At 45.2% G+C, this 15697-nt stretch carries 17 protein-coding genes and 1 pseudogene; 8 read left to right on the forward strand and 10 right to left on the reverse strand.

What is annotated here, in order from left to right; genetic code table 11:
* Positions 1-83: 83 nt before the first annotated feature.
* The 8 genes and pseudogenes from QUA04_RS24845 to QUA04_RS30045 form a co-directional block, all read right to left on the reverse strand.
* Positions 84-185 (reverse strand): annotated as a pseudogene (locus tag QUA04_RS24845) (D-aminoacyl-tRNA deacylase); the annotation flags it as partial.
* A 23-nt stretch (positions 186-208) separates the two neighbouring features.
* A complete protein-coding gene (locus QUA04_RS24850; protein WP_333262113.1) occupies positions 209-475 on the reverse strand; it encodes a hypothetical protein in 267 nt (88 codons plus the stop codon).
* 73 nt (positions 476-548) lie between these two features.
* Positions 549-1352, reverse strand: a complete 804-nt coding sequence (locus QUA04_RS24855) for an IS4 family transposase (protein ID WP_333262116.1) — start codon at positions 1350-1352, stop codon at positions 549-551.
* A 367-nt stretch (positions 1353-1719) separates the two neighbouring features.
* The gene (locus QUA04_RS24860) at positions 1720-2865 is read right to left on the reverse strand and encodes a GTP-binding protein (protein WP_333262119.1); all 1146 of its coding nucleotides are present in this window, start codon (positions 2863-2865) and stop codon (positions 1720-1722) included.
* Positions 2866-2990: 125 nt separating this feature from the next.
* Positions 2991-3563 carry a glycosyltransferase gene (locus QUA04_RS24865; RefSeq protein ID WP_333262122.1) on the reverse strand — a complete coding sequence of 191 codons (573 nt, stop codon included), beginning with the start codon at positions 3561-3563 and terminating at the stop codon, positions 2991-2993.
* Positions 3535-4155: a hypothetical protein gene (locus tag QUA04_RS24870; protein ID WP_333262126.1), complete on the reverse strand. Its 621-nt coding sequence runs from the start codon at positions 4153-4155 to the stop codon at positions 3535-3537. The genes QUA04_RS24865 and QUA04_RS24870 overlap by 29 nt, the downstream gene beginning before the upstream one ends.
* 118 nt (positions 4156-4273) lie before the next feature.
* Entirely contained in the window at positions 4274-4516 is a 243-nt protein-coding gene (locus tag QUA04_RS24875; protein ID WP_333262129.1) for a hypothetical protein, read from the reverse strand.
* The gene (locus tag QUA04_RS30045; protein WP_445242364.1) at positions 4501-4671 is read right to left on the reverse strand and encodes a hypothetical protein; all 171 of its coding nucleotides are present in this window, start codon (positions 4669-4671) and stop codon (positions 4501-4503) included. The genes QUA04_RS24875 and QUA04_RS30045 overlap by 16 nt, the downstream gene beginning before the upstream one ends.
* A 186-nt stretch (positions 4672-4857) precedes the next feature.
* Between QUA04_RS30045 and QUA04_RS24885 the strand changes: the two genes are divergently transcribed.
* Complete coding sequence (locus QUA04_RS24885) at positions 4858-5016, forward strand: hypothetical protein (RefSeq protein WP_333262132.1); 159 nt, start codon at positions 4858-4860, stop codon at positions 5014-5016.
* Positions 5017-5125: 109 nt separating this feature from the next.
* Here QUA04_RS24885 and QUA04_RS24890 read toward each other — a convergent pair whose 3' ends face one another.
* Positions 5126-5527, reverse strand: coding sequence for a fasciclin domain-containing protein (locus tag QUA04_RS24890; protein ID WP_333053794.1), 402 nt, complete (start codon positions 5525-5527; stop codon positions 5126-5128).
* A gap of 423 nt (positions 5528-5950) precedes the next feature.
* On the opposite strand from QUA04_RS24890, the gene QUA04_RS24895 reads away from it, so the two are divergent.
* The 7 genes from QUA04_RS24895 to QUA04_RS24925 all read left to right on the forward strand — a co-directional run bounded on the left by QUA04_RS24895 (position 5951) and on the right by QUA04_RS24925 (position 14708).
* The gene (locus QUA04_RS24895; protein ID WP_333262135.1) at positions 5951-6988 is read left to right on the forward strand and encodes an aldo/keto reductase; all 1038 of its coding nucleotides are present in this window, start codon (positions 5951-5953) and stop codon (positions 6986-6988) included.
* 835 nt (positions 6989-7823) lie between these two features.
* Positions 7824-9125 (forward strand): glycosyltransferase family 1 protein, encoded by a 1302-nt coding sequence (locus QUA04_RS24900; protein WP_333262138.1) that lies wholly within the window; start codon positions 7824-7826, stop codon positions 9123-9125.
* Positions 9126-9254: 129 nt separating this feature from the next.
* The gene (gene glf, locus QUA04_RS24905) at positions 9255-10496 is read left to right on the forward strand and encodes a UDP-galactopyranose mutase (protein ID WP_333262141.1); all 1242 of its coding nucleotides are present in this window, start codon (positions 9255-9257) and stop codon (positions 10494-10496) included.
* 104 nt (positions 10497-10600) lie between these two features.
* A complete protein-coding gene (locus tag QUA04_RS24910; protein ID WP_333262144.1) occupies positions 10601-10957 on the forward strand; it encodes an STAS domain-containing protein in 357 nt (118 codons plus the stop codon).
* 207 nt (positions 10958-11164) lie between these two features.
* Positions 11165-13048: a glycoside hydrolase family 2 TIM barrel-domain containing protein gene (locus QUA04_RS24915; protein ID WP_333262147.1), complete on the forward strand. Its 1884-nt coding sequence runs from the start codon at positions 11165-11167 to the stop codon at positions 13046-13048.
* A 203-nt stretch (positions 13049-13251) separates the two neighbouring features.
* The gene (locus QUA04_RS24920; protein WP_333262150.1) at positions 13252-14352 is read left to right on the forward strand and encodes a beta-glucosidase; all 1101 of its coding nucleotides are present in this window, start codon (positions 13252-13254) and stop codon (positions 14350-14352) included.
* 131 nt (positions 14353-14483) lie between these two features.
* Positions 14484-14708: a transposase gene (locus QUA04_RS24925; RefSeq protein ID WP_445242365.1), complete on the forward strand. Its 225-nt coding sequence runs from the start codon at positions 14484-14486 to the stop codon at positions 14706-14708.
* Positions 14709-15017: 309 nt separating this feature from the next.
* Here QUA04_RS24925 and QUA04_RS24930 read toward each other — a convergent pair.
* A partial coding sequence (locus QUA04_RS24930; RefSeq protein WP_333262153.1) for an IS66 family transposase occupies positions 15018-15697 on the reverse strand: 680 nt, incomplete at its 5' end.

Below are 15697 nucleotides of genomic sequence, written 5' to 3' on the forward strand. Positions count from 1 at the left end.
TTCTTTGAACACAACTTGATATTTTTTATTATATCATATTATTTGTTTGTGTAATTAATTTTGTTTGACTACTTATCCGTGGCCGAGTCGGGAAACAAACGCAATTCCAGGCATTTGCGAGCCATCCAATCGAGTTCTGCTTCGGTGTCGGTGTCTGCAATACCTACAAGCAAGTTAAGTCCGCGGCCTGGGGGGGTGACAAAGAGGTCTACGAGATAGACTGTATAAGGGTTGCAGCCCGCATACCTTGTTGGTAAAAGCGGCGTTGAGAAGGAGTTAACTTCATTAACTGTTCTACCTCGTCAGAATATTGTTCGAGATAATTAACCCACTTTTCTCCATCTAAACCTACACCAAATGTACTCCGTCTTCGATATCTTTTTTTAGGTTCTTTGCGGCGAGATACATATTTTTGCACCTGCTTTTTCCTCATTTCATTGCCTTGAAATATTCCCGAACTGTAGGCGAGCGTCATGAGCAAAATCATCTTAATAAGTCGGTCTCCTTTTAAGCTAGTTCCTTCAAGATCGTAGCCTCCCGTTTTACAATCAAGGGAACATTTCTTCAATGCCCATCCGTTGCTTGTAAGCATCGATAGCTGCCGGCAATGACCCTAAATCTGTGAGTATAAACCACGCTTTATCAACCTTCCATCTCCCGTAGTTCCTTTTCCACTTACAAGCAAGATCAAATCCGGTCGCAGGTCGAGTTTTCCTCACTCTTTTACCTTGAAAATATAAAGAGGTTCCTGGTATTATTCCTAATTTATCTAGCCGTTGCCAAACTAAATGTTCCGTTTCGATACAATGATTCTTTTTTAGTCTTAAACAAAAAGATACACCCTTTTTCCTCAGCCAGTTTGCCAAATCGACAGAACAAAATTCACGGTCTCCTAAAATAATGACTTTATATTCTGAAAATAATGGTAAAACTTGCTGTAAATTGGTTGTTTGTGACTCAAAGTTACTGTTTCCCAATTTGGGCAACAGTGACCAGTATAATGGAATTGCTCTTCGCTCCCAGATCAGGCTAACCATAAAGAGATTAATGCGCCCCCATTGACTGCGGTCGATTGCAATTGATAAAGTTTGACCAACACGGCAATAAGTAATCAACCAATAAGTAATTAATGGGAACCAAATTAGTGAGATAGTTAAGTGAGGCAAATCGAGAAACCTTTGTAGTTTTTTACGCCGACTTTCTGTTGTAATTGGATAGGGAAATACCCGCGAGAGCCGTTCTAATCTCACTTGTTTTTCTGATTGTATCAAGGGTAGCAAGATTCCAATCATTTTAAATTGAGCTGAACTTAGTTGTTTTTTTAAATGAATGAGGTAGAATGTTGGTATCATTATTTTTTTTGATAGGCAAGCGTGTAACAATTCTGCTGCCTATCTTTTTTTACCACAAGTTGGCTCAATCCTTACTAACTATGGGTTTCAGGGGGGTTGTCACCCCCCCAGGTTCGCGGCCAATTTTGCCAACAATTTGACCTTCAATTTCGACTTGAGATGATTTTACTCGCTGGATGATGACTCGCATTGGAAATTAGAAATTCTTAAATTTAAAACTAAAAATCAAAAGGTAAACTTCCCTTTTTAATAGGAATTATGAACAGAAACCCGGTTTCTCGGATCAATCTCGGTTTTGACCGCGAAGTCTCGACGAAAAAACCGGGTTTCTGGCCAGCGCACGTCTGTTATGTTTAATTTTCAACCTTTAGTTTTTCCCAAAACCTTTGCCGCGATTGGTTGAAGGCATACAAAGACAGTTTTCGAGTTGCGATCGCAAAGTCTCGGTATCCAAACCCTGACCGATGAGAACAAGCTGGTTTTTCCGCTCACCTTTCCACTGGTCGTCATCCATCGAAAATCGCTTGCCGCTCAAGTGGAAAATATGCCGTTTGGGACTTTCTTCAAACCACATAATCCCTTTCGCGCGAAACACGTTTGTTGGCAGTTGGTTATCTAAGAAATATTGAAATTTCCTCAGAGAAAATGGCTTGTCGCTCTGGAAAGAAATTGAGGTAAATCCGTCATTTTCTAAATGGCCGGAGTGGTCGTGACCATGATGGTCGTGGTGGTCGTGATGTTCGTGACCGTGATGGTCGTGGTGGTCGTGATGTTCGTGACTGTGATGGTCGTGGTGGTCGTGATGTTCGTGGTGGTCGTGATGTTCGTGACTGCTAGGACTTTCCTCTGATTGGAAATATTTGTCAGATTCAAACAATCCGACGCTGAGGACTAGCGGTAGGGGAACTTGCGATTTTACCGTTCGCAGAATTCGAGCACCTTCTTTGACATCGCGAATCTTAACTTCTAACAAATCTAAATCTGCTTCTTCAACCAAATCAGTTTTGTTGAGGATAATTATATCGCCGTAAGCTATTTGACTGTAAGCTGCTTGAGAGTTGAACAAATCTAAGCTGTAGTTGGCTGCGTCTACTACTGTCACTATCGAATCGAGACGAGTCAGGTCCCGCAGTTCTGTGCCTAAAAAAGTCATTGCTACTGGTAGCGGGTCGGCGAGTCCGGTTGTTTCGACTACTAGATAATCGAGATTTTCTTGACGTTCCAGAACTTTGTAAACTGCATTCACTAAATCTTCATTAATTGTGCAGCAGATGCAGCCGTTGTTCAGCTCAACCATGTTGTCGTCGGTGGTGACAATCAGTTCGTTGTCGATGCCGATTTCGCCAAATTCATTTACCAAAACTGCTGTTTTCAAACCCTGCTGGTTGGTCAGGATATGGTTGAGCAGGGTTGTTTTGCCACTGCCGAGAAATCCTGTAATGATTGTAACGGGCAATCCGTGTTTGGGAGCGTCCATCGCCAGTTCTGTCTCGGACTGAGTTGTAGATTGCATAGCTTGAATGTCAAATAAGGTCTGAAGCTTAAACTTGTGGTTCTTATTGTATCTTATATTAATTCCGAACAGCGCCCTGCAAGCGCTAATTATCGGAAGTTACCAACAATGCGATCGCACCCTGTTTAATTTGGCGATCGAATTGTTGGCAAAAGTACCTCTAGGAGTTGGTCTGCAACGTGTTTCCAGGTAAACCCAGCCGCTACAAATTTGGGGTCTGCTTCGCGAGAGCGATCGCACAACTCCGGCTGTTCTATAATATTTTTCATTAAGGCGATCGAATGTTCTAAATCTGGCATCAGGCGAAATATCGGCTGACCGTTAGAAGTACCTTCTTGAAACGTACTTTCGACGTGCCAAGCAAAATCTGGAGTTGTAAAATCATCCGTCGGGCCGCCTTTAGTGCAGATAAGGGGCAAGCCACAAGCGATTGCTTCTAATGCGGGCAAATTGAATCCTTCTGCTAAATAAAGAGATACGTAGGCATCGGCGGCTTGATAAAGTTGAGCCATTTTTGCAAAAGGCAGTGTTTCTCCTATGTAAGCCATGCGCGGCAAAACTTTTTCTGCTTCGTCAAATGTCAGTTCGTCTATGTTTTGAGCGATCAGAGAATCCGACTCATATATTGATTCTTCTCCTTTCAATACTAATCTCGCTTCGGGATAACTTTCAAGTACAACTGCGAAAGCTTTTAACAATAATATCGATGCCTTTATTTGGAGATCCTGCACCGATATTCAAAAATACAAATCCGTCCCATCCTTGCTGTTTCCGCAAAGCTTCGCGTTCCGATTTTGTTAAAGGTTTGTAAATATTCGGATCGATGCCGCAGGGTATGACAATTGTGCGATCGGGATTCGCACCGCTGCGGATAAATCCGGTTTTCGACCAATGGGAAGGCGTAATAATAATTATATCGGAGTTGCTGTGTCCTTCGCGGAGGGAAGCTGCGCCGGTTATTCTAAAGTTTTCGTTGTGCAGAATCCCCCATTCTGTTGTGGCAAACAAGCACGTCCGTTTTGTATTTGAGGGTGCAAAATTGTAAGGTACTGAGCTCCGTAACGTAGCGTCTGCTTTGAGAGATGCGGAAGGGTGAGGAATATTTTTTATTGCTGCTTCAGCAGTTGCGTCTAACAAACCGGTTGCTGGCTGCCAATTTTCGTCTAGATATGGGATATCTTGGTGAAAAATTTCTAAGTTAGGATATTTCAGCATTTCTAGTAGCTGAAATTGATTGGCGATCGCGTAGGAGTGCGGCAAAAAACGCCAGCCTTCAACAATTATACGCATTTATTTGTTAGTTGTTAGTTGTTAGTTTTGATGTGTTGCTGAGCGCCCATCACCCATTACCTATTACCAATGCCCAATTACCAATTACCCGTTACCATTAAGAAAAAGAGTTATTAGGTTACAGAATTATTGATTCAAAAGTTGATTTTTCTATTTTATAGATCGTGTTTTCGGGTAATATGACATCAAGCAACTGGTCTAGTCCGTGTTTCCAAGTAAAGTTTTTAGCTACCAAACGGGGGTCTGCAAGTTGAGCTTTGGCTGTAAGTGCAGGTTGTGCGATAACTGTCTGCATCCAATGAGTCAAATGTTGCCATCGGTGATCTAAAATAAATAGTTTATTTTCTATTGCACCAGACATAAATTTACTTTAGAGTGACTTTCTACGGGCAGTGCAAAGTCTGGAGGAGTGAAATCGTCTGGAATGCCCCCGGCTGTGGCAAATATCGTTGTTTCGACTACTACATAGTCGAGCTTTTCTTGGCGTTCTAAAACTTTGTAAACTGGATTAACCAAGGCCAAGAAATCCTGTAATGATGGTAACGGGTAAGACGTGTTTGGGAGCGTCCATCGCCGATTCTGTCTCGGAGTGAGTTGTAGATTGCATAGCTTGACGGTCAAATAATGTCGATCGCACTTTCCGTGTGTTTCTTATTGTATCTTAATTAGGACAAGGCCTCGTAAACCCAGTTTCTCGGAGAAATGTTGGGTTTGGTGGCCTGGTATCTACGCATCAACCGGGAATCAGCCCAAGAGTGTAAAGGCAGTTGGCTTGTAACCTGTTTTGCCGGTAAATCCAGCAGCGACAAATTGGGGGCAGACATTCGCGAGTGCGATCGCCAAATTCCCGCTGCTCTATAATAGTTTTAATTATTGAGCTGCCTAAAATATTTAAACCTTAACGAAAACAGGGCGGTGGCTATAGTTAGCCACCGCCCTCAAGATAGTATTGGGCTATCTAAGTCTGTGCTTACGCAGGAAGCAAGACTGAATCAATAATGTGGATGACGCCATTATCAGCAGCAACATCGGCTGTTGTAACGGTAGAATCATTGATTTTGACGCCATTGGAAGCATCAATTTTAACTTCTGAACCTTCCACTGTCTTGGCAGATTTCAGCTTGACCACATCAGCGGCCATAACTTTGCCAGAAACGACATGATAAGTCAAGATTTTTGTCAGCTTAGGAATGTCCTTAAGCAGTGCTTCTACAGTACCTGCGGGAAGCTTAGCAAAAGCTTCGTCAGTAGGCGCAAAAACTGTGAAGGGGCCAGCGCCTTTGAGAGTATCTACTAAACCAGCGGCTTGGACTGCAGCAACTAGGGTAGTAAAAGAGCCTGCCGAAACGGCGGTATCAACGATATCAGCCAAGTGAGTCACCTAGTTTTTGTAATCTATAAATCACTATAACGCTAAAAAGTTAATTTAGCTACATTAATTTTTTCTGTAGTTCTGTCTGGTTTTCTGATTATTTAAGATCGCATTTTTTATTTAACTCCTTTCCTGAAATACCTATCTAAAGGTAGATATTTCTTTTTCAGTTTTAGTGTATTTTTATCTAGCAATGTAATTCTAAATACATTAGTAAGACGATCGCCCCTGCGCGCTGTTCAAACGTAAACGCAGGGGCGAGACAGCATCGCCCCTGCTACGAAATTTTGATTGACTTGGCCAAACACTCAACCTTCAGCGCAGCGCTAACACCTTACAAAAACCCGCCACCCCGACTGATGGCAACAGTTTGGGAAATCCCGATTTAAACTGTTAACAACCATTAATTAGGGGAAGAGTGACATGAGATACAAACTACTAGGTCACAGCGGACTTCGCGTTTCCGAAATCTGCCTCGGCACCATGACTTTTGGGGAAGAGTGGGGTTGGGGGAGCTCCTACGACGAAAGCCGGAAAATGTTCGACGCCTTTGCAGAAGCGGGCGGCAATTTCATTGATACCGCGAATCTCTACACCAACGGTACTAGCGAGAAATATGTGGGTGAGTTCATCGCAGCCGATCGCGAAAAATGGGTAGTTGCCACTAAGTATAGCCTCAACATGAAGAATGGCGAAATCAATGGTTTCGGCAACCACCGCAAAAATATGGTACAAGCAGTAGAAGCAAGTTTGAAGCGATTGCAAGTTGAATACATAGATTTGCTGTGGCTGCACGCTTGGGATTTTACCACACCCGTCGAAGAAGTAATGCGCGCTTTTGATGATTTGGTGCGCGCCGGCAAAGTTCTTTATATCGGCATTTCCGATACGCCGGCTTGGATTATTTCTCAAGCAAATACGCTCGCCAACCTGCGCGGTTGGACACCATTTATCGGCTTGCAAATCGAGTATTCTTTAAAAGAGCGAACTCCGGAACGGGACTTGATCCCTATGGCAAAAGCCTTTGATATTGGCATCACAGCTTGGAGCCCCCTAGCAGCAGGTTTGCTGACAGGAAAATACAACACTTCAGAAACAGCCAGTGAAGCTAAACGGCTGAATTCACCTGAATCGGGAAAAATTAACGAACGAGACCTCAAAATTGCTGACGAAGTTAGCAAAATAGCAGCCGAAATTGGCAAACCTGCTTCTCAAGTAGCCCTAAATTGGCTGATCCAACAGCCAGTCGAAGTTATTCCGATTGTGGGTTCGCGCAAACTCTCGCAACTTCAGGAAAATCTCGCTTGTTTGGAGTTTGAATTAACCCCAGAACAAATGCAGCAGTTAGACAAAGTAAGTGCAATTGAATTGGGTTTTCCTCACGATTTCTTAAAGAGTTCCAATGTGCAAGATTTTGCCTTTGGAGGGGGACTGGCAAAAATTGACAGCCGCCGACTGTAAAGTTGCTGCTATTTTCTAGGCGCGGGTTTACGTGGATATTTTGCGTTTGATTGCAGATATCGGCGAACCCGCCCTTAGAGGGATGATTGACATTTGTGCTGTGGGCGCGAGGTTAAACTGACGCCCACAGCGCAAATGTCGTCACTTTCCTTTCTTGCCACAGACTCGCGCAAAATCTTAGGTTTATCGTTGCGGTTGCCTGGTTTCTTTGGTATTGTTGAGACAGGTGCTGTTCGGTGAGTTTAACCCCACTCTATAAACTGTCAATTGTTAATCTATCGGAAGTCAGAAATCTCGGGCGCAACTTGGTATATTAGGATACAAATTTCCCGAATTAGCGATCGGATGAGTTAAAAAAAGCAAGGTTTGTCAAATCAAAAAGCAACATAAACTTGATGGCAAATTTTCTATCCTCTCCAAATAAAGCAATAAAACTCGCTCTTTTTTCACCCCGTACCTGCCAGTTAAGAGTCATTTTACAAGGTCGATCGGCATTTTAACGGCTTTTGAACCCAGCGTGCAAGCTAGGTGTCTCCTGAGATAAAAGTCATCCTTCAGATAGAAGTTAGGGCAGAAAAACTGGGTTACATTTAACAACAATAGCAAGTCTAAAAATAATAACTTATCTCTAAGTTTCAATTCTGAAAAAAGCAGATAAGCCTGTTTTTTCCGCAGCTAAACAGTTTCTTTGTTTGGCTCACTGAATGCGGCGCTTGCTCGTCAATAAAAGTTCTCAGATTTATGCTTGCGACTTTCAGTAAGACAAGGCTGAGAAAGATATCCTATTGACCAATTTTAACTGACAAATTTTCATTGACAAATTCCAGAGGCTAATATGTCGCCCCCAGAAAACTCAGTAAACAATAAGTATAGCAATAAAAGTCGAGCATGGGAGATCCGATTTACCTCTATAGATCCAGCCAAATCCCCCTCTCAATTCGCTCCCTCGCCCGCATTGCGCGCCAACTTATCAAAAGCTGATGCTTTAGAGGCACCTGATTTAGTTTGCCTGTCTCATTTGCGGTGGAATTTTGTCTATCAGCGTCCGCAACATCTCTTGAGTCGCTGTGCCAAAAGTCGTCGCGTCTTCTTTGTAGAAGAACCAATTTTGAGCGAAGCTACAGATTGGTGGCTTGATGTCAGCATCCACGAAAGCGGAGTCTGGGTAATAGTACCACACCTGAGCGAAGGAATCAGCGAAGCAACAGCACAAACTGCTCAGCAAGCTATGCTAGATGATTTGTTTCGATCGGCAGAAATTAGCCAGTACATCCTCTGGTATTACACACCAATGGCTGTCAGTTTCACAAACCACTTAAACCCGCTAGCTGTAGTCTACGACTGCATGGATGAACTGTCAGCATTCAAAGGCGCGCACCCGAATTTAAAAGCCAATGAAAACCAATTATTAAAGCGCGCCAGCGTAGTATTTACCGGGGGACACAACCTTTACGAAGCCAAACAGCACCAGCACCCAAACATTCACGCCTTCCCCAGCAGCATCGAAAAAGAACACTTTGCGACAGCCAGGAATCTTTCACAAGAACCGGCGGATCAAAAAGACATTCCTCACCCGCGTTTGGGATTTTATGGCGTCATAGACGAACGCATGGATATCGAACTGCTGGCGGGCATTGCTCAAGCAAGGCCGGACTGGCATTTAGTCATCATTGGCCCGGTGGCGAAAATCGATCCGGCAACTCTGCCAACTCACCCAAATATCCACTATCTCGGTGGCAAATCTTATCAAGAACTGCCAGCGTATCTTGGCGGATGGGATATCGCCATGCTGCCTTTTGCGATTAACGAATCGACTAAGTTTATTAGTCCCACGAAAACTCCAGAATACCTCGCTGCCGGCAAACCTGTGATTTCTACTCCTATCCGCGACGTGGTGCGGCCCTACGGAGAAAACGGCTTGGTTCGGATTGCTAGTAATTCTGAAGAATTCGTTGCTTGTGCCCAAGAAATCCTCAGCGAAAGTTCGGACGTTCGCACCAACTGGCTGAGCGAAGTAGACGCCTTTCTAGCAGACAATTCTTGGGACAATACCTGGGGTGAAATGCTGGGGTTGATCGAAAGTGCGATCGACGATAAAAGGCAGAAAGCCGAAGGCCGGATGAAAGTTTTAAGTTAGGAATGTTGAGGTTGAAGTTAAAGAGTTACACGTTACGGATTCAAAAATTAACACTCAACACTCCTCGCTTGATGTCCAATTACCAATTATTCCTTACCCTTACCCTTACCCACAATCAGAGGTGTTTCAATGTTTGACTATTTAATCGTCGGAGCCGGATTTGCAGGTAGCGTCATTGCCGAAAGACTAGCAAATGAGGCCGGAAAAACTGTCCTGATAATTGATACCCGCAACCACATCGGCGGCAACGCATACGATCACTACGACGACCACGGCATCCTCGTACACAAATACGGCCCCCACATTTTTCACACCAATTCGCGCCAAGTTTTCGAGTATCTTTCCCGCTTCACCGAGTGGCGGCCCTACGAACACCGCGTCCTAGCCAGCGTTGACGGTCAACTGCTGCCAATTCCGATCAATCTCAACACCGTAAACGAACTTTATGGACTGAATCTCACCTCATTTGAAGTAGAAGATTTCTTCGCGAAAGTAGCAGAACCAAAGGATTACATTCGCACTTCCGAAGATGTAGTTGTCAGCAAAGTCGGCCGCGAACTTTACGAGAAATTCTTCCGCAACTACACCCGCAAACAGTGGGGAATGGACCCGTCGGAACTCGACAACTCAGTGATTGCGCGCGTACCCACCCGCACTAACCGGGACGATCGCTATTTCACCGATACCTATCAAGCAATGCCGCTGCACGGCTACACTCGGATGTTTGAAAAGATGCTTTCTCACCCAAACATCAAGGTGATGCTGAATACCGACTACCGCGAGATTGAGGGTTTTATCCCTTACGGAGAAATGATTTACACCGGGCCAGTCGATACCTATTTCAATTATTGCTACGGCAAACTTCCTTACCGTTCCTTGGAATTCAAGCACGAAACACTGAACGTACCCGTACACCAAAAAGCACCGGTCGTAAATTACCCCAACGAGCATTTATATACTCGCTGCACGGAGTTTAAATACCTCACCGGACAAGAGCATCAAAAAACTAGCATTGTCTACGAATATCCCCAAGCTGAGGGAGACCCTTACTACCCGGTTCCGCGTCCAGAAAATGCCGAAGTTTACAAGAAATATAAGGCTTTGGCTGATGCAACTCCGGGAGTTTCTTTCGTGGGAAGGCTGGCGACTTACAAGTATTACAACATGGATCAAGTGGTCGCTCAAGCTCTGACAACTTACAAACAAATTACTACCAAGCCGGTGATTGAATTGGTAGAAAATGTTAACGGTTCGGCCTCTAATGTAAGCTCCTCGAATGGAGTTGCCCCTCGCCCAGCCGCAGCTTCTCTAGAAGTCGCTGCTGTCAACAACGGCAACAGCAACGGCAACGGCAACTCTGCTAGCAAGTAGCTGGAAGCTGCGAGTTACGGGTAAAAAGGTAAGGTGCCCACGGAGCACCTTACTCGGTTTTCATCAAAAGTTATTTAATAATTCAAACAAGGATTGAGGTAAAAATGAACGTTCTAGTGAAAATTGTTTTGTCTCATGAGGTTTTGGAAAATTCTCAATTTGCTCAGTTTCAGAAAGAAATACAGCGCCTAATTGAAAGCGGTGGCAAAATTCTTATGCTGGATTTCTCAAAAATAAATTTTCTGAAAAATTCCGAGTTAATGGCTGTAGTGGCGATCGTGAAATTAGTTAGAGACTGCCAATGTATACTTTTGATCTCGGCCATGAGCGAACAAGTTAGAATGCTCTTTGAACTGACGGGACTACAGCAAATATTTCATTGTTTGCCGTTGGCGGAAGAATTTTATCTCAAAAGTGAGCTAACTGAACCGTTAGGAGATTTGCAAAGTCTTGCTAGCTAGGGGGAGAGGCGGAGAGTGGGAGAGGGGGGTATAGGAAAAATCTTCCTGGTTTATTGTTCCTTCTCCTGACTAATGACTTCAGCACAAGAGAGCCTGCAGATGAGGCTGTTTTAATGGCAGAACTTTTGCAAATTAATCAGCAAAAAACTTGTCAAAGTGGTGTTAATTGTAGCTAACCTATAAATATAACTTTGGGTAGATGTGCCGATGAGTTGGTTAGGTAGAGAACTAGAAAATTGCGAGATAGAAGAGTCTGCAACTCTTGATAGTAAGGTGACAGTTCAAGGACGGAAAACAGGTTATCCCCGCCCCCAACTGCGCCGGAGCAACTGGATTTGTCTCAATGGTCAGTGGAAGTTTGCTTACGATGACGCGGGCCACTGCGTGCAGCCGATCGATATTTCTGAGTGGACTCACACTATAGAAGTGCCGTTTGCTCCAGAATCGGCAAAAAGCGGGATCGGCGACACGAATTTTCACGCCAACTGCTGGTATGAACGCGAATTTGACGTACCCCACACAGAAGGCAGAGTTCTCCTCCACTTTGGGGCCGTAGACTACCGCGCCCGCGTCTGGGTGAACGGTCAGTATGTCATCGAACACGAAGGCGGACACACTCCTTTCAGCGTAGACATTACACCAGTTGTGAACCTCAACGGGCCCCAGCGCGTGACAGTCTGGGCCCAGGACGACCCGCAAGATTTGGAGCAACCGCGCGGCAAGCAAGACTGGCAAATAGAGCCACATAGTATTTGGTATCCGCGCACGACCGGCATTTGGCAGACAGTCTGGGTAGAATTGGTGCCTCACACTTATATCGAGCGCATCCGCTGGACTCCCCAGTTTGAGCGCTGGGAAATCGGTTTTGAAGCGTTTGTCGCCGGCGATCGCCAGTCGGGAATCCAGATTAAAGTTAAACTGTCGATCGGCTGTATGCTGCTGGTCAACGACACCTACGAAGTCATCAACGGCGAAATCCACCGCCGCATCGCCCTCTCAGACCCTGGTATCGACGACTACCGAAACGAATTGCTGTGGAGTCCCGAAAAGCCGACGCTAATTAACGCTCAAGTGCAGTTGTGGGCGGACGGCAAACTACTCGACGAGGTTAAATCTTATACCGCCATGCGGACGGTCAGCATCCAGCGCGATCGCTTCATGCTAAACGGCCGCCCCTACTATTTGCGACTGGTGCTCGACCAAGGTTACTGGCCCGACACCATGATGACTGCCCCTTCCGACGAAGCTTTGCGGCACGATGTCGAATTAGTCAAGGCAATGGGTTTCAACGGCGTCCGCAAGCACCAAAAAATCGAAGACCCCCGATTTTTGTACTGGGCAGACGTGCTGGGGCTCCTAGTTTGGGAAGAAATGCCCAGCGCCTACCGCTTCACTCCCAAAGCCGTACAAAGGCTGACGCGGGAGTGGACGGAAGTCATCGACCGCGACGCCAGCCACCCCTGTATCGTAGTGTGGGTGCCGTTCAACGAATCTTGGGGAGTTCCGAATTTAGTCGAAGCCGCAGCCCACCGCAACTACGTGCAAGCGCTGTATTTCTTGACCAAAACCCTCGATCCGACTCGCCCCGTCATCGGTAATGACGGCTGGGAAAGCATCGATACCGACATCCTGGCGATTCACGACTACGACAACAACCCGCAAACACTAGCCAAGCGCTACGGGCCCGAAGTCCAGCTAGCCGATTTGTTCGATCGCGGGCGTCCCGGCGGGCGAGTCCTCACCCTCGACGGCCACCCGCACCAAGGACAGCCGATGATGCTGACAGAATTCGGTGGCATCGCCTGCGCCGGTCGCGAAAACCCTGATTTTTACAGGGTTTGGGGCTACGTGCGCGCGTCGGACACCCTGGAACTGCAAAGGCGCTACAGCGCGCTGTTGAAGGTGGTAAACCGAGTGGAAATGTTCAGCGGATTTTGTTACACGCAGTTAACCGATACTTACCAAGAAGCTAACGGTTTGCTGTATGCCGATCGCACTCCCAAGTTTCCCCTAGAGGTGATCGCGGCGGCAACTCTCGGCTGGGATATTCCCGAAGAAAGTTCACAGCCGCAAGCTATTACTCAGTGTTAATTGGTGATTTGTCAAGGAAAAAGTAAAAATCTGAGATTTTTTTCGGATTTCATTTTGACTTTTTGCCGATCGATATAGTTCTTACAAAAACACCCTTTGTAGTAAGGGCTTTAATCCTTTCTGATTGAGATTTAAGGACTCAAGTCCTGACTACAAACCTTAATGACCCATTACCCATTCGATTGATGTTTCAAAGTTTTTTCATGGGCGGATTTGAATGTTCCACCCACAGAGTGCAATCTGGAAAACGCCTCGATGTCACAGCCGCCACCGGTCACGATAAATTTGCAGCAGCCGACTACCAACGCTTGCAGCAGCAAGGCATTTACACAGTCCGCGAAGGCCTCCGCTGGCACTTAATCGAACAGACACCCGGAAAATACGATTTTTCCAGTTCCCTCCCAATCATCCGCGCCGCCCGCGACATGAAAATACAGGTAATTTGGGATTTGTTTCACTACGGCTGGCCCGACGATATTGATATTTTCAGTCCCGAATTTGTGTCCAGGTTTGCAAACATGGTGCGCGCTTTTATGGAAGTGCTGGCGAACGAAACCGACCAAACACCTTTTGTAACACCTGTCAATGAAATTTCATTTATTGCTTGGGCCGGCGGCGATGTCGCCTACATCAATCCGTTTGCAAAAGGGCGGGGAGACGAGCTCAAAATCCAGTTAGTCAAAGCTGCGATCGCAGCGATAGAATCTGTTTGGGAAGTCAATCCCCGCACCCGCATCGTTCAAATCGATCCCACAATTAACATTATTGCCGATCCTGACAAACCGGAGGATCGGGACGCGGCGGAAGGTTATCGCTTATCTCAATATCAAGCTTGGGATATGTTGGCTGGACGTTTTCGCCCGGAACTCGGCGGTAAGGAAAAATATCTCGATATTATTGGGGTGAATTATTACGATCGCAATCAGTGGATTCACAATGAAGACCCGATGAAATACACCGATCCGCTGTACCGCCCGTTTCGTGAATTGCTGCAAGAAGTGTTTGAGCGCTACCGCCGCCCCTTATTCATAGCAGAAACAGGCACTGAAGACGAGTTTAGACCTGTCTGGTTTAATTATGTGTGCACTGAGGTAGTGGCGGCGATGAAAGCAGGAGTTCCGATAGAGGGAATCTGCTTGTATCCGATTGTCAACCATCCGGGTTGGGATGACGACAGGCACTGTTACAATGGCTTGTGGGATTATTGCAATGAATCGGGCGATCGGGAAATTTACCAACCTTTGGCGGATGAATTGCAGTGTCAAAGGCAGCAGATTGAACCGTTGCTGAAGTTGCAGAATTGACAATCGGCGCGATCGGCGATTTAAAAATAGGCGATTTCAATCGGCGATTGAAATCGCTTCTATAGAACCCATTTGACATCTTTTACGGTCTTATAGTAACGTGACCGTAAAAGCATTATCCAGTAGCAGCCATGCCTTATTATAGCAGTCTAACGGATTCAGAATGGGAAACAATACTACATGAGATATTGCCCAAAAAGAACCGAACTAGACCATGTAACTGGACAAAAAGAGAAATCTTAGATGGCATCTTCTACCAACTAAAAAATGGCTGCAATTGGCAAGACTTACCGAAGGACTTGCCCCCTATTCTACTGTATATTGGCATTACAAGCATTGGCGCTCACAGGGAGTAATAGAAGAGCTGATAATGGTATTACATGAGCAAATGCGTGAGCAGGTAAAAAAAAAGCCAAATGGACGAGATTGATGATGATAGACTCACAAGCCGTAAAAAATAATTGTAATGCTAGTATTGAGTCAAAAGGCTTTTGTTTCTACAAATCTACAAAGGGTATTAAAAGACACCTAGCCGTTGATACACTTGGGTTTCCATTCTTTACCCACGGAACTAAAGCTAGTGTATCAGATGATGCTGGTTTGATTGAAATGTTGACTTTAAATATCGATTATTTGTATCGGCTCAATATAAATAGGGGGAGCAGTTATTCTAGTTGCCAAGACAAGCCCAAGGGATGAAGAGAAGATTTTTCGCGAATAATAGTAGATAGAGAGGGAATAACTCGAAGTTGAGAACTTCGGTCACGGACATAATCGAAAAAACTGATTCCCAACTGATGAGTAGTAGCAACAAGAGACATAAAAGTATCCCAAGCCCTCGTACCCTCAATCGTTTGAGTTGCATAGCTAATATTACGTCGCTGCACCATAGTTCTGGCAGCTAACTCAGCCGGATTATTGTGTAAAGGTAATTCAGGATGCTCTAAAACCCTGAGCAACTCCGATACTTTTGTAGCAGTTAATTGTTTGCGTTCATCCAACAATTCATAACCGCTTGGGGTTGTAAAAAGTCGCCAAAATTTAGACTTTAATTGGCGTGCAGCTTCTGCATTAGGAGCATCTTTGTAAGCTAACAATTCCCGATAATAATCCCAAAATTCTTCGATAAACTGCCGTAACATTACTTGATGGCAGGCGAATACTGGGCTTAACTTCTTGTAATGTCTTCCCTCATGCACCCAACATAAAGCTCGCTCAGCAGTGATTAACTTGAATTGGGGAGCATCATCACAACAGAGAGTTTGTACGACTGGGCAATCAGTTTGCTGATGATAGAAAGCAATAGCTGCTGCTTCCTTAATCCTGGTAAGTTGTTGAGCGCCCA

It is taken from the genome of Microcoleus sp. S13_C5 (assembly GCF_036700845.1).
GTDB lineage: Bacteria > Cyanobacteriota > Cyanobacteriia > Cyanobacteriales > Microcoleaceae > Microcoleus.